Source organism: Labrenzia sp. CP4 (assembly GCF_001579905.1).
Lineage (GTDB): Bacteria > Pseudomonadota > Alphaproteobacteria > Rhizobiales > Stappiaceae > Roseibium > Roseibium algicola.
In genome coordinates, this window is sequence record NZ_CP011927.1 from 1,847,057 (window position 1) to 1,870,549 (window position 23,493).

The 23,493-nt window shown below is 54.7% G+C and carries 19 protein-coding genes; 7 read left to right on the forward strand and 12 right to left on the reverse strand.

What is annotated here, in order from left to right; genetic code table 11:
• Window positions 1–41 precede the first annotated feature (41 nt).
• The 4 genes from ACP90_RS08530 to ACP90_RS08545 all read right to left on the reverse strand — a co-directional run bounded on the left by ACP90_RS08530 (window position 42) and on the right by ACP90_RS08545 (window position 5,717).
• Window positions 42–680: a hypothetical protein gene (locus tag ACP90_RS08530; protein WP_062487929.1), complete on the reverse strand. Its 639-nt coding sequence runs from the start codon at window positions 678–680 to the stop codon at window positions 42–44.
• A gap of 68 nt (window positions 681–748) precedes the next feature.
• Window positions 749–2,104, reverse strand: a complete 1,356-nt coding sequence (locus tag ACP90_RS28610; protein WP_062487931.1) for a DUF3560 domain-containing protein — start codon at window positions 2,102–2,104, stop codon at window positions 749–751.
• Between the two features lie 479 nt (window positions 2,105–2,583).
• Window positions 2,584–4,473: a ParB/RepB/Spo0J family partition protein gene (locus ACP90_RS08540; protein WP_062487933.1), complete on the reverse strand. Its 1,890-nt coding sequence runs from the start codon at window positions 4,471–4,473 to the stop codon at window positions 2,584–2,586.
• A gap of 245 nt (window positions 4,474–4,718) precedes the next feature.
• Window positions 4,719–5,717, reverse strand: coding sequence for a TerC family protein (locus ACP90_RS08545; RefSeq protein WP_062487935.1), 999 nt, complete (start codon window positions 5,715–5,717; stop codon window positions 4,719–4,721).
• A 379-nt stretch (window positions 5,718–6,096) separates the two neighbouring features.
• On the opposite strand from ACP90_RS08545, the gene ACP90_RS08550 reads away from it, so the two are divergent.
• Window positions 6,097–6,369, forward strand: coding sequence for a hypothetical protein (locus ACP90_RS08550; protein ID WP_145915732.1), 273 nt, complete (start codon window positions 6,097–6,099; stop codon window positions 6,367–6,369).
• A 168-nt stretch (window positions 6,370–6,537) separates the two neighbouring features.
• Here the strand turns inward: ACP90_RS08550 and ACP90_RS08555 are convergent, their stop codons facing one another.
• From ACP90_RS08555 to ACP90_RS08565, 3 genes are all read right to left on the reverse strand, one after another.
• Window positions 6,538–7,560: a GSU2403 family nucleotidyltransferase fold protein gene (locus ACP90_RS08555; protein WP_062487939.1), complete on the reverse strand. Its 1,023-nt coding sequence runs from the start codon at window positions 7,558–7,560 to the stop codon at window positions 6,538–6,540.
• Window positions 7,561–8,188: 628 nt separating this feature from the next.
• Window positions 8,189–9,334: a caspase family protein gene (locus tag ACP90_RS08560; RefSeq protein WP_062487941.1), complete on the reverse strand. Its 1,146-nt coding sequence runs from the start codon at window positions 9,332–9,334 to the stop codon at window positions 8,189–8,191.
• Window positions 9,335–9,586: 252 nt separating this feature from the next.
• Window positions 9,587–10,153 carry a hypothetical protein gene (locus tag ACP90_RS08565; protein WP_145915733.1) on the reverse strand — a complete coding sequence of 189 codons (567 nt, stop codon included), beginning with the start codon at window positions 10,151–10,153 and terminating at the stop codon, window positions 9,587–9,589.
• A 646-nt stretch (window positions 10,154–10,799) separates the two neighbouring features.
• Here ACP90_RS08565 and ACP90_RS08570 point away from each other — a divergent pair.
• The gene (locus ACP90_RS08570; RefSeq protein WP_082809704.1) at window positions 10,800–12,728 is read left to right on the forward strand and encodes an AIPR family protein; all 1,929 of its coding nucleotides are present in this window, start codon (window positions 10,800–10,802) and stop codon (window positions 12,726–12,728) included.
• A gap of 424 nt (window positions 12,729–13,152) precedes the next feature.
• Here ACP90_RS08570 and ACP90_RS08575 read toward each other — a convergent pair whose 3' ends face one another.
• From ACP90_RS08575 to ACP90_RS08585, 3 genes are all read right to left on the reverse strand, one after another.
• Window positions 13,153–14,589 carry an NAD-dependent succinate-semialdehyde dehydrogenase gene (locus ACP90_RS08575; RefSeq protein ID WP_062487945.1) on the reverse strand — a complete coding sequence of 479 codons (1,437 nt, stop codon included), beginning with the start codon at window positions 14,587–14,589 and terminating at the stop codon, window positions 13,153–13,155.
• Window positions 14,590–14,685: 96 nt separating this feature from the next.
• Window positions 14,686–15,651, reverse strand: coding sequence for a LysR substrate-binding domain-containing protein (locus ACP90_RS08580; protein ID WP_062487947.1), 966 nt, complete (start codon window positions 15,649–15,651; stop codon window positions 14,686–14,688).
• A 10-nt stretch (window positions 15,652–15,661) separates the two neighbouring features.
• Window positions 15,662–16,432: an aspartate dehydrogenase gene (locus tag ACP90_RS08585; RefSeq protein ID WP_062491467.1), complete on the reverse strand. Its 771-nt coding sequence runs from the start codon at window positions 16,430–16,432 to the stop codon at window positions 15,662–15,664.
• A 143-nt stretch (window positions 16,433–16,575) separates the two neighbouring features.
• Between ACP90_RS08585 and ACP90_RS08590 the strand changes: the two genes are divergently transcribed.
• The 5 genes from ACP90_RS08590 (at window position 16,576) to ACP90_RS08610 (ending at window position 21,090) form a co-directional block, all read left to right on the forward strand.
• Window positions 16,576–17,529, forward strand: a complete 954-nt coding sequence (locus tag ACP90_RS08590; protein WP_062487949.1) for a dihydrodipicolinate synthase family protein — start codon at window positions 16,576–16,578, stop codon at window positions 17,527–17,529.
• Between the two features lie 147 nt (window positions 17,530–17,676).
• Entirely contained in the window at window positions 17,677–18,219 is a 543-nt protein-coding gene (locus ACP90_RS08595; RefSeq protein ID WP_062487951.1) for a 3-hydroxyanthranilate 3,4-dioxygenase, read from the forward strand.
• 27 nt (window positions 18,220–18,246) lie between these two features.
• On the forward strand, window positions 18,247–19,224 hold the full coding sequence (locus tag ACP90_RS08600; protein ID WP_062487953.1) for a TRAP transporter substrate-binding protein: 978 nt from the start codon (window positions 18,247–18,249) through the stop codon (window positions 19,222–19,224).
• Window positions 19,225–19,288: 64 nt separating this feature from the next.
• Window positions 19,289–19,828: a TRAP transporter small permease gene (locus tag ACP90_RS08605; protein ID WP_062487955.1), complete on the forward strand. Its 540-nt coding sequence runs from the start codon at window positions 19,289–19,291 to the stop codon at window positions 19,826–19,828.
• Entirely contained in the window at window positions 19,825–21,090 is a 1,266-nt protein-coding gene (locus tag ACP90_RS08610; protein ID WP_062487957.1) for a TRAP transporter large permease, read from the forward strand. Before ACP90_RS08605 ends, ACP90_RS08610 begins: the two co-directional genes overlap by 4 nt.
• A 66-nt stretch (window positions 21,091–21,156) precedes the next feature.
• On the opposite strand, the gene ACP90_RS08615 is transcribed toward ACP90_RS08610, so the two are convergent.
• Together ACP90_RS08615 and ACP90_RS08620 are read right to left on the reverse strand one after the other, a co-directional pair.
• Entirely contained in the window at window positions 21,157–22,035 is an 879-nt protein-coding gene (locus ACP90_RS08615; protein WP_062487959.1) for a M48 family metalloprotease, read from the reverse strand.
• A 185-nt stretch (window positions 22,036–22,220) separates the two neighbouring features.
• The gene (locus tag ACP90_RS08620) at window positions 22,221–22,979 is read right to left on the reverse strand and encodes a helix-turn-helix domain-containing protein (RefSeq protein WP_062487961.1); all 759 of its coding nucleotides are present in this window, start codon (window positions 22,977–22,979) and stop codon (window positions 22,221–22,223) included.
• Between the last annotated feature and the right edge of the window lie 514 nt (window positions 22,980–23,493).

Genomic DNA, 23,493 nt, shown 5'->3' on the forward strand with positions numbered 1-23,493 from the left:
AGTTCAGTGCTGCAGATTGGCACTATGGCTGCCAAAATACATCACCTGTTGCGTTCACGTCTGTTGCCTTCGTCAACATCTTGAATGAAACGGATAACTTTGGTCCGCACCCGACACGTCGAGAACGTATCTTCCGGTAAAGTTTCAAGCGTTTCAGCTTCATCATGATCGAATGTGACCGGAACCAAGGCGACAAGCGTAGCTGGCAAGCTGTCGCCGTTCTGCCCGAGGAGCGACATGGCGGCCTCGATATGTCTAAGAACCTTCGAAAATGGCGGGTTCATGACAATTCTCTGAAACTCAGCCCTGCCTTTGACCTCCTCGGCATAGGTCAGAAAACAGGTTTGAATGACCGGGACACCAAGCGTTTCCACGTGGGCGGCAAGCTTGTGGTGGCGCTCGATAGCGCAAATTTTCTCAGAAGGGTATCCGTTTGCCAGCAGTGTCCATACCAGCGCGCCAGTGCCTGCACTCGGTTCCAGGGTACAGAAATCCCCTGGCGGTCCCAGGTATTCGACCATGCGGTGGGCAACGCTGCAGGGTGTCACGTGGCACTCGCTCGCTTTGTCGATGACAAGAGGTTTTTTGTGGTCCAGAGCCTTGGGAATATCGCGGCTGGATCGGTGCTGAACGGAGACAAAGAAGGGTTTGTTCGGTCGCGAATAGACGGATTTTTTCATTGCAAGCCTGTTGGAGAATTGGCGTCTGGTCAAAGCCGAGGGGGTAGGCCCCCTCGGCAGTCCTTTTGTCAAACGCTGTCGGATCGATCCTTGAAGCCATCCGGTGCCGGATGTTCCTTTGAGTCTGTCAGGAACACTGCCACCCAAGGGCGCATGTAATAGGCTTCTGTGCTGGTCGGATCCTTACAGATCTTGAACCGGAACAAACCGCACGCGCTGGTTCGGGTGCCTCGCAGGTCCTGCCAGATCTTGGAATATTGGTCTTTGGTGAGTTCGATCTGGCGGAAGGCGTCCTTCCGACCGTAGATATTGCCTGTCGCCGCGACGATTTCCCGGTTCCCGGCCCTGAAATTGAGGATAGGCGGAAGTGTCGGTTTCTTATTCGGAACGACATAACCGACTGCTTGCATCAGGTCGCGCCAATCGTCCGCGCTAAGGTCGAGCGATTCCGCATTGGCAATATGCAGCGGCAAGGGTGCCGAGCTCGTTAGTTTGAAGCCGGTCTCGTTGACCTCGGCATTCGGCTTGTGCGCGCCGTGCTCGCGGGCAAAACCTTGCAGAATTACGGACGTTATCTCTCCTTCGTATCGCTCAACCGGTCCCAGCAAATCACGTTCGTATGCCAGCCGGTTCAAGATGTGATCGATCCAGCGGCGACGAGTCTCGCTATCCAGGATCTTTTGAGCATTGCGCATCGACGTTTCCCGCAGGTCCTGAGCAGTCATGGAGCCATCACGGAAGGCGCGTTGATGGTCCCAGTAACAGAGATCACCAGTTTTGAGACGCATGCCGGAGAGTTTGGCGATTGTTTCGTCGCTTGTGGCTTTCTCCCAAACCTTCACGCAAAGGGCGGCGTGATTAAGCGCGCGCTGATGGTCGCGCAATTCGGCCAGCAGGGTTTTGATGCGGTTGGCACGGACACGTAGGTTGTTTTTCATGTTGGCGAAACGTTCAACGCCCGCAGCTTTCCATTGCCAGTACTGAACCGATTTTGCAGCCCTAACCGACTTGTCCATGGCATTGTGCATGCGTTCCTGGGTTTTCCGTGCCTTGCGTTCGGAGTGATGCCCGACAAGAATTGGTTGGCCCATGTAGAATGCCTGGGAAAGATCGTCGGCGGCCCGCATGAAGGCGTTTGATTCACGGTCCCGTTTATCAGCAAGGGCGTCGAGGCGTTCGGCCTTTGCCTCGGCCCGCTCCGCCAGCGTGGTCATCTCCGGTTCGATGTCATCAGCCAGTTCTATTAGGAAGTCTTCGCGTGCCGGGGTCCATTTGGGAGCAACAAACAACTCCTGTTTCGGTGCCCACTTGAACCCCATCTCTTTGACGTTTGCGTATGTTTCGGCGTCTAGCCTGCGATCTGCGTAAAGACGTAGCTTGTTGTCTTCCGGGCTATAGGTTGCGGTGTAGTTGTCTTGGCTCATGAGGTTGCTCCGTTTCCTTGAACTTGGCCGTTTGGCTCGTTTCATTTTCCGCGTCGCCGGAAACGGGGGGGGCGGGTCAAGGACCGGAAGCGGGGAGGGGCATCACCCGCGCGCACAAGGCGAAGCCGCGGAGCGTGGGGAAACCCGGCTCAAGGCCGCCTAGCGGTTCATCCTTGATCGGCCGGGGGCGGAGCCCCTTAAAAGAGATGTGACCGGTGGATAGCCGGACATTATTCGATAGGGGAGCGGGTCAGGTTCGGGAGAGGAACGCGATCGGGACGGTTTACCGGCACGATCCTGTTTTTTGGAAGACCTGGACCGCTCCCCACCGGGGCAACGCCCCTCAGCTGATAATCTGCCCGGCCCGTCAGGGCCGGTCCATTCTCCCAGAAAACAAGAATGAAATTTGCGGGACTGTTTCCTGATGGAAGCGGCCAGCCACACGGGGATTATCACAGGGCTGGCCGCACCGGGCAGCGTTACGCTGCCGCTTCGATAATTTCCTCAGGCACAGGAGTGCCGTAAGAGAATGTCATCAGACTTGGCACCCAGCCGGTCCCTGCTACCTTGTCGTAGGCATAGGCTGCGGCTTCCTTCTTCTTCATCTTGCGAACAGGAGCCGCTGTTTCCTCTCCGCAAGCCTCAACAAGGCTTTGGTGAATGATTTCGAGCTTCACTCGGGAGAAGTAGTTTTCGGCAGTTGGATGGAAGTGCTCGGTGACATCTGTGCCAAGGGCCAATCCGATCTGGTTGCCGTGATCGACGCCAGTTTTGTTGTAACCCTCGCCATACTCAATTGCATTGATGGTCTGGGCGACACAGAAGGCCTGCAACTCCAGCAGGGTCATTTGCGAGACGTTCAGACACCAGTTCCAGAGTTCAGCCGGATCAAGAGGCAGAACCGATTTCCAGCTTTCACGCTGGCGCTCAATCGCATCCAGAACCTTGCACCGTCCGGCGTCCTTGATCTGGCTTTCCAGGCACGCGCTGTCGAGGCTGATTTCAATCGTGCCGTTGTCCCGGGCCGCGCTGTGGTTATAGAGCGTCTTGATCGCCATGGAATGAACTGCAACGGCGAGTGCAACATCAGGGTTCTTTGCCAACTCCATGCGCAGCACGGAGGTCTTGCGGGCTGTCAATTCGGCAATCAATGCCTTGGAATGGGACGCGGTATCCAATTCTTTCTCTTCAGCCTCGTCGCTGGCGGCCGGCTTAGCCTTTGCATCTGCCGGGTCGATCAGCCCGCGCTCAACGCGCAGGTCGCCATGATAGCCAATTGAAATGATGGTGCCGCAAGTCGCTTTTTGGTCACCGGAAAACTCAGCCACGTATTTTGCCTGCAGGTTCTCAATTGCCTCGTCAGCAACCTCGAAGGCCACCCGGTCTTCCTCGTTGCCTGTTTCGTTGTAGCGAGTGGCCGCGTCGTCACTTTCTGCCTGCAAGCGCCCAAGCTCTGTCTGATCTTCGTCGGAAAACTGCGGCTGCTTCGGATACTCCCGCCCAAATGCCTGCATAGCAGTGTAATCAAGCTCAGCATGGTACCGAACCCATTTCCAGCCCTCGGCAGCGATTTCCTGAGTCACCAATTCGATCTTTTCGCTCACCAGTTTTTCGACCACAGCAACGTCTTCGACATAACCGCCGTCACGCTTCGAAAAGAGATCGCAGATCACGATGCCACCTGCGTTGCGCACAGCGTCCAGACCACCGATGAATTGGATCCTCTTATCGGATGCGGGGATCTTGCCATCGGTCAAAGCCCGGCGAATGTCATAACCGTTGCGGTAATGCCGTGGCAGTGAGTTCCAGACCTGTTCCTGTGCCTCGTGATCGTCACTGACGGTGAACGCTTGAAGCTGGGACAGTTCCATTTCACCTTTCTCGAAAAGCTCAAACAGAACCGGAGAGACACGGGCGAGTTTCAGGCGCTTGGTGACGATCAACGCGGTAGTGCCAAAGCGCTTTGCGATTTCTTCCACCGCCGTTCCCTCATCGGCAAAAACTTTGAAGGCGCGGAACTGGTCTGCCGGGTCCATGGCTTCGCGCATGACATTCTCGGCAAGGCTGAGTTCGGTTGCTTCCTCCTCGGTTCTGACCTGGCAGGAGAGTTCATAGTCAATCGTCAGTACACCTTCCTTGATCAGATATTCCACGGCTCGAAAGCGGCGGCCCCCACCGGTCACCAAATAGTGGCCCCGTTTCACATCCGGGCGGACAATCAGGTTCTGCAACACGCCATTGACCGCAATGTTGGCTGCAAGTGATTGAATGCCGTTCTGATCTGCTTTCTTACGGACGTTCTTCGGGTCGAGCGCGAGCTTTTTGAAAGCGACTTTGATTTCGTTGGTGGTGGCTTTGGTCTTGGTCATTGGGTCTGCTCCTGTTTCCCGAAACTTCGCCGATATGGCTCGTTTCATTTTCCGCGTCGCCGGAAACGGGGGAGGACGGTCAGGGACCGGAAAGAGGAGGGGTATCCCCGTGCGCACAAGGCGCAGCCGCGGAGCATGGGGAAGCCGCTTTTCCGGCCGCTTTGCGGTTCATCCTTGACCGGTCGGGGGCGGAGCCCCTTCAAAAAAGTCAATGACTGGCGCAGCCAGGCGGATACCTTTGGGGCTTACTTGCTCGGTCTCGTGGGGCGCGGATTTGTAGCGCTCATTGGAGAACATTCCGGTGGTCGCTGTGAAAACAACGAAAGCAAAATCCCACCGGTGATTAGCAGCACCGTGATCACCAGCGACAAAGCTGGTGGAAATTTCTCCAGAGGGAATAAATCAGCGAGGAAAATCTTGCTGCCGATGAACACCAGAACCAGCGATAGCGCATATTTTAGATAGGTGAACCGAGCGATGAGAACCACAAGTACGAAATACAGCGCTCGAAGCCCAAGGACTGCGAAAATGTTGGACGTGTAGACAATGTAAGGATCAGTCGTAATCGAGAAAATCGCCGGAATAGAGTCAATTGCGAAAATGAGGTCGGCGGTTTCGACCATGAAGAGCGTCAACAGCAATGGTGTTGCAAGAAGTCTCGATCCGGAGCGGATGAAAAACCGGTGTCCGTGGAGATCGGACGAAAGTGGCAACCATCTACGTAACAACCGGAGAACTGGGTTGTCGGCGACTTCAAATTGATGATCGCCATTCAAGAGCATCTTGACGCCAGTGAATATGAGAAACACTGCGAAGACGTACAAAACCCACTCGAAGTGGGAGACGATTACCGTACCTGCGCCAATCATCACACCGCGCAAGACAATTACCCCCACAATCCCCCAGATCAGGACCTTGTGCTGATAAGCTCTTGGTATCGAGAAGTAGCTGAAGATAAGGGCAATGACGAACACATTGTCCAATGACAGGCTCTTTTCGACGACATAGCCTGTCAGGTAGAGCATCGCGGCGTGAGCGCCGAGCATCTGCCAGATCCAAAGGCTGAACAGCAGTCCCAAGCTGATGTACAACGCGGAAAGAAGCAGGCTTTCTCTAAGACCAATCTCATGTGGACGGCGGTGTAGAACGCCCAAATCGAAAACGAGCAGCCCAAGCATGAGTGCAAGGAATGTTCCCCACATCCATATCGGTTCACCCATCACTTCCGTCAGCAACAGGTTCATGATTTTAGTTCCACCAGCGCCAATAACTGACACCGAGCACGGAAAAGGGCTGGATAGTCGTGCAGGGTGCGCTCAAATCGCGCTGAAAGGACGTGGGACGGATAATACGGCTTTGCAAGTGGCTAATTGAGAAAAACCTCTGCACTGGGCGCTAATCTACTTTCGTAAAAAACAAATAAACAGAGAAAAACTTGCTCTCCCAAATAAAGTCAAATGTTTGACCGCAGATGATGCTGAAACTATTTTTTTAGTCTAATGGAAGCGTGGCCTGGAGCGAATTATCTGAAAGCTCAGACGGTCAGTGACTGTTCGAATGCTGAACTTTAGCGAAGTAGGAAATCCTTCTCGCTAGATTTCAGATATCTCCTGGATGGTAATCATGTCCTCTCAAATTGAAGACAATGAAGGTGAGCAACCGAAACGGTTGATCACCTTTGGCACTATGTTTGGCTTTGTGTCTGCAGTCGTTCTGGTAGACACGCTACTCCTCACCTTCGCGTTCCTAATTCTATGGGCGTTGGCTGGGTATTTCAGGCTTTCGTTGGTCCCTTTTGCCATCCTCAATGCGTTGATCTTGATACCGACAGCCTGGGCCTGTGCACGGGTTGGTATTCTGGCGTTCGAGGCCGAAACGGATCCGGCAAACAACTGAAGCTCCACCATACGCCATCGATCTGATGCTCGGGTCTTCTGATCCTACCTGCACAAGGAGGTGCCGTGCCAAATCCGTCAAAGAAACGTCGGCAATTCGTTCGTTGGCACAACTGCCTTCGGCCACGTGATTACCGGCGTTCCGGGATCGAACCTGCAAGTGTACGACTCATTGAATTGACTGAAGCAATTTGGCTGTGGTCGGCATTCGTTGCAAACTCGCTAAGATCCTCGTTCGCCACGCTGAACCGGACTCAATCGCCAGCTGGTACGCTTCTACCAGATCGTAGGGTCTGTTTTCGCTCAAGGCTTCAATCAGGAATGCCGCCTGTGCGCGGTCCTTGTGTGCTTTGAGTGCGTCCGGTCCGCCTTGTCTTCGGTCAGCGACAATCAGCTTGTGAACTGCAAAGCGTTCTGGCTTCGGAATTTGCACCAACACTCCGGATCTATACAGAAAGGGTACTCGAATTGGGTCGGCAATCAGGTAATTGAGAAAATGCAGACTTTGAGCGTTGACCCCAAGGGCTGGAAGATCGCGGATGCCTTCGTCTTCTTCAAATGAAGGCGTCAGAAATTCCACCAACGTCTGGCGATTTGACTGCCGCCAACGCCAGGTCTTGCCGCTCTCAAGCGTTGGCAACGGATCGAAGTGGAGTTCGGAAAAGACCTCTTGCAATGGCGGTTCGACTGTATCAGCGAGAGCCAGGGACAAGCGCTCAAAACTCGCGATGTCGATATCGTCTGTTGTTGCCGATTGATCGAAACCAATCCGGACGCCAAGCTCTCCTTCATAACAGCGAAAGGCATGCGTGCCGACGATCGTACCTCCCAGCCGAAAGACACCGGCTTTCGCCATTGCCGAGACAACCTGACCGGAGCCTACATCCGCGAACAGATACCCTTCGGCCCGCAGCACACGCATCAACCTGGCTCGCTCGAGATCTGCCTGCTTGGCGGCATCTGCGATTTCAGTTTGCCGATTCAATCGGTTGCGCAGCTCGGAGGTGTCTTCTCCGATGTAACGATCGACCGTTTTGTTCCCAAGTCGGTAGTGATCATACCAATAGGTTTTTGTGCCGACCGTTTTGCATCGAGGCACTCCTCGGAGGTCCGAAACAGCACGGTCAATCAAAGATCGTCGCAGGTCAGTCCAAGCTGCAATACCGATTGCGCTATGATAGCTCACGGACATATTTACCCCACATAATTTTTTCTGTGGGGTAAGTGTACCATCTTTGGTACCCCACAAACTATTTTTTGTGGGGTATTGTTCAGAAACTGTTTCAGAATGAAAAAGCAACGTGCTCGATTGTCAGGCGAATATCTTAAGAGCACGCTGCAGTTCTAGTGCACCTTATCAAAGGTGCTCAGAAATATTACCGTAACTTTTCGAAAGTATAAATTTGTCAAAATTACAAATTTTATTTCTAAATGTGAATGATGGTCGAAATATTTATATTTCTATTTATTATTAATATAATATGTAAAACATTTTATCTAAATCATTTTTGAATATTAAACGCGTTGCAATTCCAGGATTAAAATCTCAAAATGATAGAAATGTCAGATTTGTTATTTTTAATAATGGCTTATTGATAATTCAAGGAGCGCGTGAGCACTTGGATATCTCAACTGTCAGTCAGTTCATTTCCGTAGGGTTAGTTGTTAATATTTACATATTGCTAAGACATTAATAGCGGTCGATGGTTCCGTGCATTCATTGCAACAAAATGACCTGGCCGGGTGTCTTTCGATATCCGACCAGGTCGATATGAGCTAGGGCGTACGTCCCCGCGTCGCCATCTATTGCGAGTAACTGATCAGAACACCCAGCCGGTAGTGATCCAGGTGACCTCCTGGTCACCTACATACACCCCGACCTGAGCCGCGGCATTTGGGTCGTCCGGATCGGCGTAAAACCACAGGTGGGCGTCTTTGCCGTCCTGTGTCTTGAAGTAATAGCCGGAGCCCTCGTTTTCCGAGTTGCGGAGGTCCGCGGCAGGGAAGATCTCGTTGTAACTTCCGTGAACCAGGATTGCCCCTTCGCGAAGGCAGACTTCCAATACCGGCTTACCCGCATCGTTGATGATCAGGCTTTCTGGCCCAGTGTCGAACTCCAGATAGTCATCGACAAGTTCTAGAGCGATCACCTTTCCTGTTGCCGGGCACACATCCTCTTCCGAGGCCCTTTCCAGAGGTTGCTCCAGGGTAAGTTGCACGTGAACGGACAGCGTGCCTTCGGTATAGGGCAGCTGCTTGTTCGCCGTTTTGGTGCGCACAAAATTGGTAATGTCGATAAGTGCATCGCTCAACTGCACGTTTTCTTTGGCTGTCAAAACAGAAGAGAAAGCTTCCATAAACGGGCTGTTATTGCCCTCGCCGTCATATGCCCGGTGGTTCGGCTGAGCAGAGTAGATCACCATCAGATCCTGAAGCTGATGGTTGACCCGGGACAACCCCTTCGCGCTGGGATCAAAGATCTTTTCGAGCGAACGAGTGGAAGCAAACGGGTTGTCGCGACAAGCATCGACAATGAGCAGCTTGACCTTTGCGCTCTGCGCATAAGCGGCCAAAAATTCTTCCATTCGTACGGCAGTGTTCTCGAAAGTTGCCTTGTTTTCGGCGCCCGTGTCTGTTGCCAGCAGGTAGTTTACGTTGCCCGCCTGTACCCCGTGGCCCGCAAAGAAGATGGCCGCGACTTCCGCCCCTTTCGAAGCTGTTTGGAAATTTCGAAGGGCATGTCGCAGACTCTCCGTGTCGGCATCCAGAACTACCTGACTCTCGAAACCGAGGGCTGAGAACGTTCGGCCCGCCAAATCAGCATCGCGGACCGGATTGTCGAGAGGACTAACATTTAAGTAGTGCGAGTTGCCGATGATCAGTGCCACCTTCTGTGCAGCCTCGGCAGACGGTAACGCCATGAAGGACAGAAGAAGACTTGTCAGAACCGCGAGAAGACACTTCATAGTCACTAGGCTCCCGTTCCGCCAAATGAGTATCCGCAGATCTGCGCGGATGCAGGTAAGCTTAACCGGCGGATTGGTTGAGAACCACATACAACGTGGAGTGAACCGCTATTTTTGTTTCAGACTTTGAACAGCGAAATCAAGGCGCGTAACTGCTGCAGCTCCGGTGATAAAATTTCTATGTGACTGCACCCGGCTAGGAAAACTGCTTCGATCAATCGGAAGTTCAGCTCAAATTGAAGCGCCATAAGTTTATCGGGACATCCCTTTCGATTTCCGGGGCCTAATCTGACGTGTGCGGATCTTTTGCGGGGTCTTTCCGCTGATGATCTGGAAGTATGATTTCTGTAGCTCGAGCGCTTCGCGGGCCTCGGCATCGACACCGGCCTGTTGCTCCAGAAACCGGCGCCAGGACACCCGCTTGCCGGTGTGACCTCCGGTCATGCGTTTCCAGGCGGGATGTCGTTCGAGGCGCGGATCGAGCGGACGGCGGCGGTATTTGGATCTGGATTTTGTCGGATCAACGAGCCGGTCCTGTTTGCGATAAGGGCCGTACTTGTCTTCAAGGTTCTTTTTCGAAAACAGCCGATCAACGGCGCTGGCTTTTTCCATGGTGCCGGTGCCGATGTCGCGGAACACGAACCCAGCCCCACGCCGGCGAAGTTCAACGCCGTAGAGCGCAAAACCCTCGTGCAATTCCTCCCAGGTTTCTGCTACTCGACGGATCACGAGCAGCTCAGTAGTTGTCCTAAAGAATATCCGAAGTTGTCGCCACATATCAAAATACGTTGGGTATTGTACGAACTTGTAGTCACTCATCCAAACAAGTCATTGAATTGAATGAGTTTTGACAAGAGATATCGAGAATTTTCTAATTTTCTGGTTGTGCAAAGAGGTTTCAGGAGAAGCGTTTAATTTTGCGCCAATCAGTAAAAACGAAACATTCAGGTCAATATTATTCGAGATTTATCAAAAAATATAAGAGTACACCATTTTGAAGACGTCGGAGAAATGAGGATTTTTAAGGGGGCGCTCGCTAACTTTCCCGCACTCTGCTGTACCATTTTTCGTATGGCGACAAGACTGGTTTGGAGCCGAGAGCCGACGGTCGGGTTTTGGAATTTTGCGTCCTTAGTCCGAAATTCGTTAGGACAATTTCTGTGGTAACTTTCGGCCCTTTGCGGACTTTCGACAATCTGTTTCGATGCTGCGGTTGCAGCCCACTTTGCAGTCATTCGCTGGTTATTTGCGACAGCTCATGCCCCTTCAGTCACGGCGCTCAGGCTAGGCGACTTGCGCGCATAACCAGATTGAAGGAACTTGGGTGGTGTAATGAAGAGTGGCCGACGCTTGTGTATCCAAAGAGAACACCGCAAGAACCGAGCTTACCTGGGCACACTTGTCGACATGCAGGCTCGATCAGCGCAATTAGTGAAACAAGTCTCGATAACATAGGGGCAAAGCGGTGCCGCGTAACGACGAATACCTTTTGAATGGGATAATTGAACAGTATCCGATTGAAGGCTCTGTTAATTTGGATATTGGCGAGCGATTTGAATTGTTCTGTCTAGAACAAATCTTAAAGAGTTACGACCTTAGCGGAGACGAGCTAAAGAGCGGTCACACTGATGGTAGAGACGACGGCGGGATCGACGGATGCTATCTTTTCATCAATGGCCACTTGTGCGGCGGTGACGAAGGTTCTCTACCTAAATCTGGCGCTCGGATGGAAGTGTTCTTGATCAATTGTAAGCACCACAATACTTTCAAGGAAGCTACTCTCAATACTATTGTCGCCACTCTACAAGAATTATTTGACTTAAGCCTTTCGGAAGAACAGCTTGCTGGCAGCTACAACAAAAAAATCCTCGAGTTTAGAAGGCTGTTTTCGAAATCCTATCGGAAGTTGGCCATTCAAAGGCCGGTGCTTTCGTTCAGAGTAGTATACGCATCACGCGGAAACACTGATCAACTTGGAGAAAGTGTAAGTGCCAGAGCAGATCAGATTGAGCGGATACTTCTTGAACTGTTTAGCGAAGCAAAATGCGATTTTGATTTTATGGGAGCGCCGGAGCTGGTTGAGCTCTTTCGCCAGACCAAAACATTCACTCTCGAAATCCCTTTCTCAGGTCAGGTGTCAGGCGATGTCGATGGCCACATAATTCTCTGCAAGCTAAAAGACTACTTCAACTTCATTACTGATGAAAACGGAAATCTACGCAGGTATTTGCTGGATTCAAATGTCCGCGATTATTTAGGTGAAAACAAAGTCAACCTCGACATAACAAACACGCTTACCAACAACCAAGGACCCGACTTCTGGTGGCTCAACAACGGAGTTACTATTCTTGCTACCAAGGCCACGATCACGGGAAAGTCGATGGTGATGCAGGACATTCAAATTATCAACGGCCTTCAAACCTCAGAAACAATTTTTAATCACTTCTCGAGCGGGTCGGAAGTCTCAGCGGACAAGAGCATTTTTATTAAGGTGGTAGTTTCTGAGGATACCGAGCTAAGGGATCAAATTATTGTAGCATCCAACAATCAGAGCACTGTTGAACAAAGTGCGCTTCGAGCTACTGACAAAATTCAGCGAGACATCGAAGACGTTCTAGAGCGTGCGGGCTGGTACTACGAAAGACGCAAGAACTACTACCTGAACGTTGGAAGGGCTGCGGAACGGATCGTCAATCCAATGTACGTGGCAGGAGCGGTCACTGCGCTCATCATGAAGAACCCATTTTCAGCTTCACGCCTCCGTTCAAGGTTCATGCGTTCCGACAACAATTACAGTGCCGTGTTCTCCAGCGCTTTTCCGATAGAGGTCTGGCCAGTTCTAGTTTCGATACACAAGGAGGCCGAGGCGGTACTGAATGAGGCAAGAAAATCCTCGTCTCCTAGGGGTGAGCGTTTCTTACGAACGTGGCGCGGCCTGATATCGCTTTTAGCAGTTGCGAAACGATTTGGAACGTTCGCGTTCTCTGCAGCACAGCTCGCGAATATCACGCTCGATGAAAGGTTTCGGGAAGAACTCCTGTATTGTTGGAACTTCTGTGAAAGTAAGTCTAGCGGGCCTAGCAAACCCAGTAGCACGCATATGCGTGACATCTGTGACGAGTTTGCGACGCTTCAAGCCATCTCAAACCCCGAAGTTATCGGACGTCGCAGTCCATCTAACACGCAAGGAAAGCAAAAGCTCGCGGTCTCGTTGTCGAGCGAGTTTTTGGATCAAGTGGATATGCTCTTGCCGCATCAACCTTGGCAGACAGGTGTTCATTACGAGGTTGCAGAGAAGCTCGGCTGCAGGGTCGCTGAGGTATCCGCTGCAATTCAGCAACTGATTTCGTTGGGCCGTCGCAAAAACCAGCGCGATGGAGTTGTGCTGGAATAGTGGACATTCTGGAACTTCATACCCCTCAAAATGTCGAGTATTGCCACATCTATCGGATGTCAGCTTTTGTAATCTACATCACGGCTTCGTTCACCCCGCAGAGAACTACCGCTCCCCGCCCTCAATAGACCTACGCTCGTCCCCTATCTAACGGCACTTTGCAAACCAGTCCGAAATCCTGCGAATGTCTAAAAAAGGGGCTGCAAAGATGACGACTGCTCTTCCCGACTGGCTCACCCATCACTGTGAAGTCGTCGAGACCGGAGACGAGAACTGGCGATTCAAAGGACCTGAAAGCTAAATCACTGCTGGCCCGATGCTGCGTTAGATCGAGTCTACGCAGCATCGGGCCAGTTCTTCAAAGACATGGCATCAATATTCGAAGCCAAAAAGAGGCAACATTCGGTGCCGGTAGAACTTACCGTCAAACGATCGACATGCTGTGAGACACGGTTTTGACGATCATGTAGTTCTCCAGTCCCTCGGTGCCGCCTTCGCGGCCGCTTCCGCTGGACTTCACGCCGCCGAAAGGGGTTTCCGGAAGGGAGGCCTCCAGTGTGTTGATCGACAGGTTGCCAGCTTCCACCTCATCCGTCATCCGATCGATATAGTCGGCCCGGTTGGTGAAGCCGTAAGCGGCAAGACCGTAAGGTACCGAGTTTGCCCGGGCGATCGCTTCGTCGAGAGAGCCGACAGGGTTGATCACCGCCAGGGGACCAAAGGGCTCTTCCTGCATGACCCGGGCATCGTCGGGCACATTGGCAAGCACCGTCGGCTTCAGGAAGTAGCCGGCACCTTTAATAGGCGAGCCGCCCACGCAAAGTTCGGCGCCCTTGGCGCAGGCGTCTTCGATCAGGTCCATGAGCGCGGGTACCCGGCGTTCGTTGGCCAGGGGTCCCATTTCATTGTCCGGAGCCATGCCGTTGCCGACCTTGGTCGCCGCAGCGCGCCCACTGAAGGTTTCCAGGAAGGGCGCGAAAATGCTTTCATGCACAAAGAACCGCGTTGGGGAGGTGCAGACCTGCCCGGCGTTGCGGTACTTGCGGATCGCGCCACTGATTGCGGCTCTTTCAACATCCGTATCCTCGCAGACGATGACCGGTGCATGACCGCCCAATTCCATTAACGCGCGCGTGTCGTTTTGTGCGGCCAACCCGGACAGATGCCGCCCAACGGTAGTGGAACCGGTAAAGGCAACAAGCCGCACCACTTCTTGCCGGATGAGGTGACCGGAAATCTCGGCAGGTGTCCCGAAGACCAGGTTCAGCACGCCCTTGGGCAGTCCTGCGTCGTGAAAGGCGCGGGCAATATGGAGGGCGCCGGCCGGGGTTTCCTCGGCTGCCTTTAGGATGATCGAACAGCCGGCAGCGAGCGCGCCGGCCACCTTGCGCGCTGGTTGGCTCATGGGAAAGTTCCAGGGAGCCAGCCCGAGCGTCACGCCGATCGGCTGGTGATGCACCAGGTAACGCACGCCGGGCGCCGAAGGGATGACACGGCCGTAGCTACGGACGGCTTCTCCGGCGTCCCATTCGAAGAACTCACAGCCCCGAATGACCTCCAGACGCGCCTGAGCCAGCGGTTTGCCGTGTTCGGCGGTGATGGCCCGGGCGATCTCTTCCTGTCGTTCGCGCAACAGGGCCGAAGCTTTCAAAATGATGTCGGCACGCTCACGCGGGGCCGTGCGGCACCAGACTCGGAACCCGGTTTCCGCCGCTTCAAGCGCATCGTCGAGATCGGAAATGCGCGCATGCGGAAGACGACCGATTTCCTCTTCGGTCGCCGGGTTTACAACCGCCAGATCGTCACGCGTTTTCCGCCACTCTCCGCCGATATAAAGGCGCAGGTCCGGGTAGATGCTCATGTTGTCCTCGCAATCAGTGTGTTGCGGTCAACGTGTCACGCGCCAGCTCCGGCTCTCAAGTGAATTGAACTGATACTGATATCCGTTTGCCTGATATCAGATTAGGGTCTGACCATATCTCATCTGCGCTGCGGCTTGCCGCAGCGCGGTCAGGAATGCGGCCCCAGCGGGTGACAGGCTCTGCTCGCCGCGGTGCGACACACCCACGGGTCCCGCCCCGAAGGGTACGGTCCAGTCGACCTGCGCGAGGAGCCCGCGTTCAATATCGAGCGAGGCGACATGCGCAGGCATCAGCCCGACGAAGTCATGGCTGCGCAGTAGCGAGCGATTGGCCAGATAGGAAACGGACTCGATGGCGACCGACGGCACAAATTGGTCCTGCTTGACGAAATACTGGTCGGTCTGGCGGCGAAGCGTTGTTTCGACCGGCGGCAGGATCCAGCCGAAAGGCGTGAGCTGTTCGAATGTCACCGACCGTGCCTTCGTCAGCGGGTGTTGGGGGCCAACAATTGCCAGAACGCGTTCATCGAAAAACTTCTCCTGGACGATTTTTGCACGGTGCCGCCGGCTGGGAAGACGCCCGACAACCATATCGATCTCGCCGGACAAAAGAGCCGGCATCAGGACCTCGTTGGTGCCTTCCACGATCTTGATCGCAACCTTCGGACGGTCTTTCAGAAGTGTCTCGATCGCCGCAGGCAGCAGGGCCGGGGACGCGGCAAGCAACGTGCCCACAACAACCCGGCCGCTGTTGCCCTCGTTCAGGTCGTCCAGTTCCTGCGCGGCGTTCGACACCTGCGCAAAGATCAGCTTGCCGTGGCGGATCAGAGTCGCGCCGAAGACCGTAGGCACCACACCGCGATTGGTGCGTTCGAACAGCTTGACCTCGAAGTCGAGTTCCAGATCCTGGATCATCTTTGTGGCGGCAGGTTGCGAAATGCCGAGATCCTGCGCGGCATTCTGGATGCTACCCTGCTGGCCGACAGCGATCAGAAGCCTGAGCTGACGCAGTTTCAGGCGGGTCAGCGCACGGTCGACGATGCGGGTATGCCGGGTAACCAAATGCGATACCTCATATCACGATAGCGGATTGTTGGCGCTCGATGGCGGCAACGACGCTCATTGCAGCAAGGGCGGAGCTGCGCGGATTGTCCGGGAGCGCACGTCCCTCAATGTGGAACGTGAAACTGCCGAATGCACCAGAGGCCTTAACCTCGTGGATGTTTGCCGCTATGCCGGGATCGGCGATCAGCCGAACTTTCGTCGCTTCAAAACCTGCCCCGGCCAGCGCCACGGCGGCGGCGACATTGGCGTTCTTCGGGTAAAGGGTTGCTGCCTGCCGTGCGCTGCCCTCGAAATGTGTAGCTGCCTGGTCGAGCGTGTCCAGGTCCAGCCGGTCTTCTGCCGGCGAACCCTTCCAACTCTGTGGAGGTTTTCGGCCTGTATAGGTAACCTCTGACAGCCCGCCAACCTGCGCAGCCCGCAGGCAGTCGAGAGCTCCTATCGATCCACTTGCCAGACGAAGCCGGGCACCGCCCCGCTCGGCCGCCGAATTCAATCGGCTGTAAAGATCGGTGTCGGCCAGCGCTCCAAGGGAAACCGTGACGAGGTCGATGCCCCGCTCGAGAATGGCCGGTCCGTGTTCTGCCAGGGCCGCGTGACCCGCGCAATCGATCATCACATCGACATCACCGGGCAATTCGTTCACGTGCAGGACACGCAAGAGGCCGTCGTTGTCCTTGCCGACAGGCAGTTCGGACCTGACAAGTACCGCATGGGTCGCATTCAGACTGGTGCAGACGTAGCGCGCGATAGCGCCTTCGCCAATGATCCCGATTTTCATGGTTCCCTTCATGCGGGCTTAGTTATCCGAATTTCAGGGAGGTTTGATATACAATTTTTTGATAGCCATATCCGTGCAATCTGTTGGCGCTTCCGTTTTGTCCCGGGCCTTTATACGGCCGAAGATTAACGGGAGCACACCCAGTGGACTATGCAAAACACGAAGCAAAGGCACATGCCCGCGAGACGATGCGCGGCATCTGGGCGGCTGCTTTGAATCCTTTCGACAAAGACCTGGCATTCGATGAGGCCGGGCTGCGCCGCAACATCCGCCACTGGATCGACGACCTGGGCATCAGGGGCCTTTTCATCGCCGGCAAGCAAGGCGAGTTCTGGTCGATGTCGCTGGAAGAGCGCAAGCACAACATGTGCGTTGCGGTGGACGAATGTGCCGGCAAGGCCGGAACAATCATGTCGATCTCCGACCAGAACGTCGGCACTGTGCTGGAGCTTGGACGTCATGCCGAAGCTTGCGGTGCCGATTACGTTGTGGTTCACGCGCCGATGCTCAGCTTCTGCCACGACCGGGACGAGGTTCTGTACAATTACTACAAGTATCTGTGCGACAGGCTCGATATCGGCATCGCCATGTGGAGCCACCCTGACAGCGGCTACCTGATGGAGCCGGAAACCTGCGCGCGGATCGCCGAACTGCCCAATATCATGGCAATTAAATATTCCGTCCCGCGTGAGATGTATGCACGACTGACCCGGATGGTCGGCGACAGGATACTGGTTTCGACATCCGCTGAAGAAGACTGGCTCGACAATATCGAGGAGCTGGGATGGCAACTTTACCTCTGCTCGTCTCCCCCCTACCAGATCCAGACCCGGAACGATCGCCGGATGCACGAATACACCGAACTAGCCTTTGCCGGAAAATTCGACGCGGCCCGGCGGGTGCGCGACAGCCTGGCGCCGGTGCGCGAGGCAATCCGCAAGACGAAGCCAGGTGGCAAACCAACTGCGCACGGCAAATACTGGCAAGAGCTTCTCGGCCAGGTCGGCGGCCGGGTCCGCCATCCCATGCTGGAACTGACGGAGACAGAGAAGGCCTCGGTCTGCGCCGCGTTTGAGGATTGTGGCCTGCATCTGTGATGCGGCCAGCGGCCGGAAAGTCGGTCAGGTTCAGGGCGTCCGGGTATCACGAATCCGGATATCCAATTTCCCGGAAACAAATGTTTCTTTGCTTCAATGTCACCTAGGCTGAGCCATGCCGAGGTGAGGTTTATTCAAGAGGTGGCTATGTCCAGATTGAGTGCATTCAACTTCAAGCAATGGATCGACGAGCATCGCCATCTGCTGAAACCGCCAGTTGGAAACCAGCAGATCTGGGAAAATGCAGACCTGATGGTGACCGTCGTCGGCGGACCCAACAAGCGCACTGACTATCACGACGATCCAGTGGAAGAGTTCTTCTATCAGCTCGAAGGCGACATGGTGCTGAAGATCTACGATGGCAAGGAATTCTACGATGTGCCGATCCGCGAAGGCGAGATCTTCCTGTTGCCACCGCACGTTCGCCATTCACCGCAAAGGCCACAGGAAGGCTCGATTGGCCTCGTGGTCGAGCCCAAACGCCAAACCGGAGAGCTCGACGCCATCGAATGGTATTGCTTCGACTGCGGAACGCGCGTGCATCGCGCAGAGATGCAGCTGGAATCGATCGTGAGAGACCTGCCTCCGGTTTACGAGAGTTTTTATGCGTCCGAGGAAGCACGCACGTGCCCGAACTGCGGAACGGTGCATCCGGGTAAGGAACCGCCCGAGGGCTGGGTGCAGCTCTGAGCGTTCTCAGTGTAAAGGGAGGAAAACATGAAACTTATCGCCAAGATGCTTGCAGGTGCCGCGATTGCGTCGGCCTTTGTTATGCCCGCCACTGCAAAAGACTTCCGCATCGGCCTGATAACACCGCCGCCGCATATCTGGACCAAGGCCGCTGAAGCCTTCGGCGCGGAACTGGCGGAGAAAAGCGGCGGAACCCACAGTCTGACGGTCTTTCCAGCCCGTCAGCTTGGAAACGAGGCGGAGATGCTGCAGCAGTTGCAGACCGGTGCTCTCGACATGGCCTTTATGACCGTGGCCGAAGTCTCCAATCGCGCGCCGGACCTAGGGGCATTCTATGCGCCTTATCTGGCAAACGACGTGGCTCATGCCGGGCGCATCCTGCGATCGGATACGGCAAGGAGTCTGCTTGACCAGCTTCCCGCCACCGTTGGCGTGGTCGGGACCGGTTACGGCATGGCCGGTCTGCGCCAGATTGTCAGTCGGGGCAAAGTGACCTCCGCGGCCGATCTTGCTGGGCTAAAACTCCGGATCACACCGTTCGAACCGATACTCGATTTCTACAATGCCTTGGGCTCGGCGCCGACGCCCATGCCGCTGCCTTCGGTCTATGATGCGCTCGCCAATGGTCAGGTGGACGCGATCGATATGGACGCGGAACTGATCTGGGTCCTGAAATACTACGAGAATGCCGACACAATCGTGCAATCGGATCACATGATGTTCCCGATGGTCGGTCTTGTTTCGGCCAAGGTCTGGGCAGGTCTGCCGGAAGATGACCGGGCGCTGATCGGGCAGCTCATGTCGCAGCACGTGGACAGCACCATCGACAGTTACATCGGCAAGGAACAAGGGTGGCTGGACCAGATCGCTGGTACCGGCAAGACCTACACCAAGGTTGGTCCGGAGTTTTTCGGCGATGCGGTGGACCAGTGGAATGCAATCTGGGTCGAAAAATCCTCTGCACTGAATGACCTGCGTACCGTTTCTGCGGAAACGGCGAACTGACCTGTTCGAACAGGAAACCGTGGCGCGCGAGATCCCGTGCCGCGGTTTCTTATTGGAGGGCTTCATGTTGATGCGTATCTCGTCGGTCTGGGCGCGGATTGAAATTGCCCTTGCTGCATGTCTGGCCGTTTCCGTGACGCTGCTCATCCTTCTCAATGTTGTTACCCGCAGCCTCGGCTCGGCCCTGTACTGGGTCGATGAGCTGGCGATCTACGCGATGGCATGGATGACCTTCCTGGGCGCTTCGGCTGCGATCCATTTCGGCCATTCCGTTGCCATCACCGTTCTGACCGACGCTTTACCGGCCGGAGCCAGGCGGGTCGTGGCAATCCTTGTCGATGTCATCGTTCTGGTGTTCGCGCTTTTCATGCTCTGGTTCTGCTGGCGCTGGTTCGGCCTTTATATGCTGGGGCAGCAAGGGTTTGATGTGCTGGCCTTTCAGGCAAAAACCTTCAATTTCATCTATGCAGAACCGACGACCACCCTTGGTATTGGCAAGGTGTGGGTCTGGAGCGTGATGTGGCTGTTTGCCTTCGGCGCGACACTCCACGGCCTGGCCAATTTGTTCTCCCGCCCTGGAGCTGTAACGGAACCTGCGCAATGACGCCGCTCATCTTCATCGTCAATCTGCTACTCGCGGTTCCGGTCGCCCTGGTCCTTGCGCTGACGGCGATCTGGTACATCTGGGAATCCGGTAACACCATTCTTTACGACAGCTTCGCTCAGAAGATGTTCTCAGGAATTGAGAACTACGGGCTTCTCGCCATCCCGCTTTTCATGCTAACCGGCGAAATGATGAACGAAGGCGGTATGACGCGGCGCCTGATCAATGCAGCCCGGATCTTTGTCGGCGGTTTTCGCGGTGGGCTTGCCTATATCAACCTGCTGGCCAACATGTTCATGGCAGCGATCATCGGTTCGGCCACTGCACAGATCGCGGTGATGGCGCGCGCCATGACGCCGGAAATGGAAAAAGAGGGCTACGACAAGGGTTTTGCCGCAGCCACCACGGCGGCAGGCGGTCTGCTTGCCCCCGTCATTCCGCCGTCGATGATGTTCGTAATCTTCGGCGTTCTGGCACAGATCCCCATCGGCGACATGTTTCTGGCAGGTGTCGTGCCGGGACTGATGCTGGCGGTTTCCTTCGCGTTGGTTATCGCGGCAGTCGGTTTCCTGCGTGGCTTTCCAAGAGGAGCCTGGTACACGGGCCGCGAGGCCGTATCCGCTCTGCTCTTTTGTCTGCCGGCAGCCTTCATTCCGCTTGCGATTATTGGCGGCATTCTTTTCGGCATTGCGACACCTACGGAATCCGCGGCCATTGCCTCACTCATTGCGTTTTTGGTCGGCTGGCTCGTCTACCGCGAATTGAAGCCGTCCACTCTCTTTGCAATGTTCAGGCGTACCGCGGTCAGTGCCTCGATGATCATTTTCATGATCGCCGCCGCCAACGTGTTCGGTTGGGTGATTATCTACGAAGCACTGCCGCAGAAACTTGCCAGCCTTATTACTTCGCTCACTGCCGATCCGTTTGTGTTCCTATTGATCGTCAACGTGGTCCTGCTAGGCGTTGGCATGGTGATCGACGGCATCGCCGCGGTTATTCTGATTACCCCGATCCTGCTGCCCATTGCGATGAACAACTATGAGATCAGCCCTTACCAGTTCGGTGTCGTGATCTGCCTGAACCTCGTCCTCGGGCTGCTGACGCCTCCTGTTGGTGTGGGCCTATATATTGCATCGACGATGAGTGGCACCTCACCGGGTCGTATCCTGCGCGCACTCTGGCCATTCCTGCTGGCGGTCGCGGTGGTTTTGATCCTACTCAGCCGCTTTCCATCGCTCTCCACCATGCTCATCCAGACATGAGCCTGATGGGGCTTTGGTCCTTCGGGCTGTAGCCGCGTCACGTGAGAGCTGACTGGTTGCGCATCTTCAGGACACCCGTTTTGAGACCTCTTCATGGCGAAGTTCCGCCGGAGGGTGGGAACGCATTAGCCACGTACTGAATGTGTCGTTCTTTCTTTCGCCCAATTCCGAGAAGTCATCCAGGATCTCAGAAATCCCAACGCCATCCATAAGCCGGGCCGCAAAGCGGTCGGCTTCGTATTCGGTTAGCCTGGATACCGAGCTGTTGAGCATTTGGGCAGCGTTGGCCGGAATGCGCAAAATCGCCGTGATGGCGGTGAAGAGGAACCCGATGAAAGGAATTCGGTTGAGCGTGCCGTTTGCCAAACCAATACCAAGGTTGACCGGCAGATTGAGATAATGGAGGAACATCAGGATCCGGGTATCCCAATTACACAGGTGTCCAATTTCGTGAGCGGCTATTCCGGCAAGGCGCTCGATGCCAGATGGTGTGTCTCCGTATTTCAGCAGCAGCCCCTTCGTAAAGCAGATCCGATTATGGGCGTAGGCAAAGGCATTGAGTTCACCGCAATCCTGTACTCGCCAAACGATCCTGGGAAATTTGATCTCGGAGACAGACGATCTTTCCTGCAGGACTGCCTCAACTTTGCTGATCAGGTCCATTTCCCTTTGAGAAGGGCGCCTTGTAGCGAAGGTGATATCGAAAGCGCCTGCACCGACTGACGGTACTTTGGCAACAAAGACTGCCGGCAGAAGCGCTAGTCCAAGCGCCAGGACAAAAACCTGCCAGTCCTGAAGAGGGATGTCGCCAACTAAGATCGAGTACGGCAACGACAGTATGTTGAAAGAGAGCATAACCAGGCAGAATGCCGAGGCTGCTGCGGCGATCAGAGCGACGGAACGGACTAGTTCAATAGCTGCAATCCTTGTGATGATTTTTAACATGAGTATTCCGGACTTATGAAAACGAACTGCTACTTTTAAGTGCATTTTTCAACAATTCACCAAAAAGAAGATGGCTGAGCAATTCGAGTTCCCGCCTGCCTGCGCCAAGTTGCAGAAACTTGCGACCCTTGCGAGGTTTTGTGCCCCAACGAAATGGCGCCTTGCGCTTGTTGGATCTGCCAAAGTCATGCCGCGTCGAGGTACGCTGAGTGTGAAACCGATTGGTGCGCGATTGCCGGCAGTCTGTTCAGAAAATAGGAAAGGCAATCCTGCTCCTTGTCTGAGCCATCTTCCGGTGGCCATCTGCCTGGAAGTTGATATCCGGATGATCCGTTGACGCTGGTTGCGAGTTTGAACCGCGCCAGGTCCGGCAGGGTCTTTTCGGCGAGCCAGGCGTTCCACTCATCGACCTGCCGGGTCTGAGCCGTTGGCAGGACGACGACGGGAATGGAGCGGCGTATGACGGCCTTCGCGTGCGGCTCGCGCGCGTTAGGTTTTTTATTTTTTTCTTTCTCTAAGTTTGGTGGACAGATTTGACCACCTTCGCCAGACACATCTGACCGCCTTCCGGGACAGATTTGTCTGCCTTCGGAAGATGTAAGGGGGACAGATTTGTCCGTCTTTTCTCGAAGCTCGCAGGCCTTTAAGATCGAGGCGTCGGTAGGGCAATACTCCGTATTGTGCCCGACGCCATTCCCGCGTTGAACGCAAAGCCATTCACCGATTTCCAGATCTCGGATGGCGCGTTGGATGGACTTGATACTCTTGCCGGTTGCTTCGGCAATGGTCTTGTAGGACGGCCACGCCTTCTCGGTGTGGCCGTTCACATGTGCGGTCACGATATATAGTGCGACGCACTTGGCATTGTCGTTGATATTGGCATCACAGCTCAGCAGTCTCAGCCACTGAAGCTTCACTTCCCGGAATGGACGGCGCTCGCTCATGCGTGCCTCCAGAGACCTGCCTGGAAAGCAATTTCGAGTGAGGCAAAGCAGCAAAAAGGTGGGACAACGGCCATTGTAAGCCATTGAAATCCTTCAGGTAGGTGTTTTGTCCCACCTTCTGCTAAGCTATTGATTTTCTTCAGTTTGGCTAGGCCCTCCGGGCCCACCATTTTTCTTTTCTCTTATTCGATTTGCGGGCCAAAGAAAGCTGGTCTTCTTCTGTTGACGTGCAGTGCCGGAATTGCTCAATCGCCGGCGTCTGCCTGGCGCTGTTGCGACATTGGGGAGGACCGGCAGCTCGCCGTTCACGATCACCGGCGCGGCGCTGGACCAGGATGTGGCGCTTGTCGATGCGGGGCTGAATTTCAGCGTGACTGACAACCTCAAAATCACTGCCGACTACACCGGCTCCTTCGGTGAGCGCCTGCAGGACCACACTTTTGCTGCGAAACTCAGGGCAAGGTTCCAAGGAGGCAGGCATGGGTTTATGCGGTCTTGTCGATCCCGTCAGAAA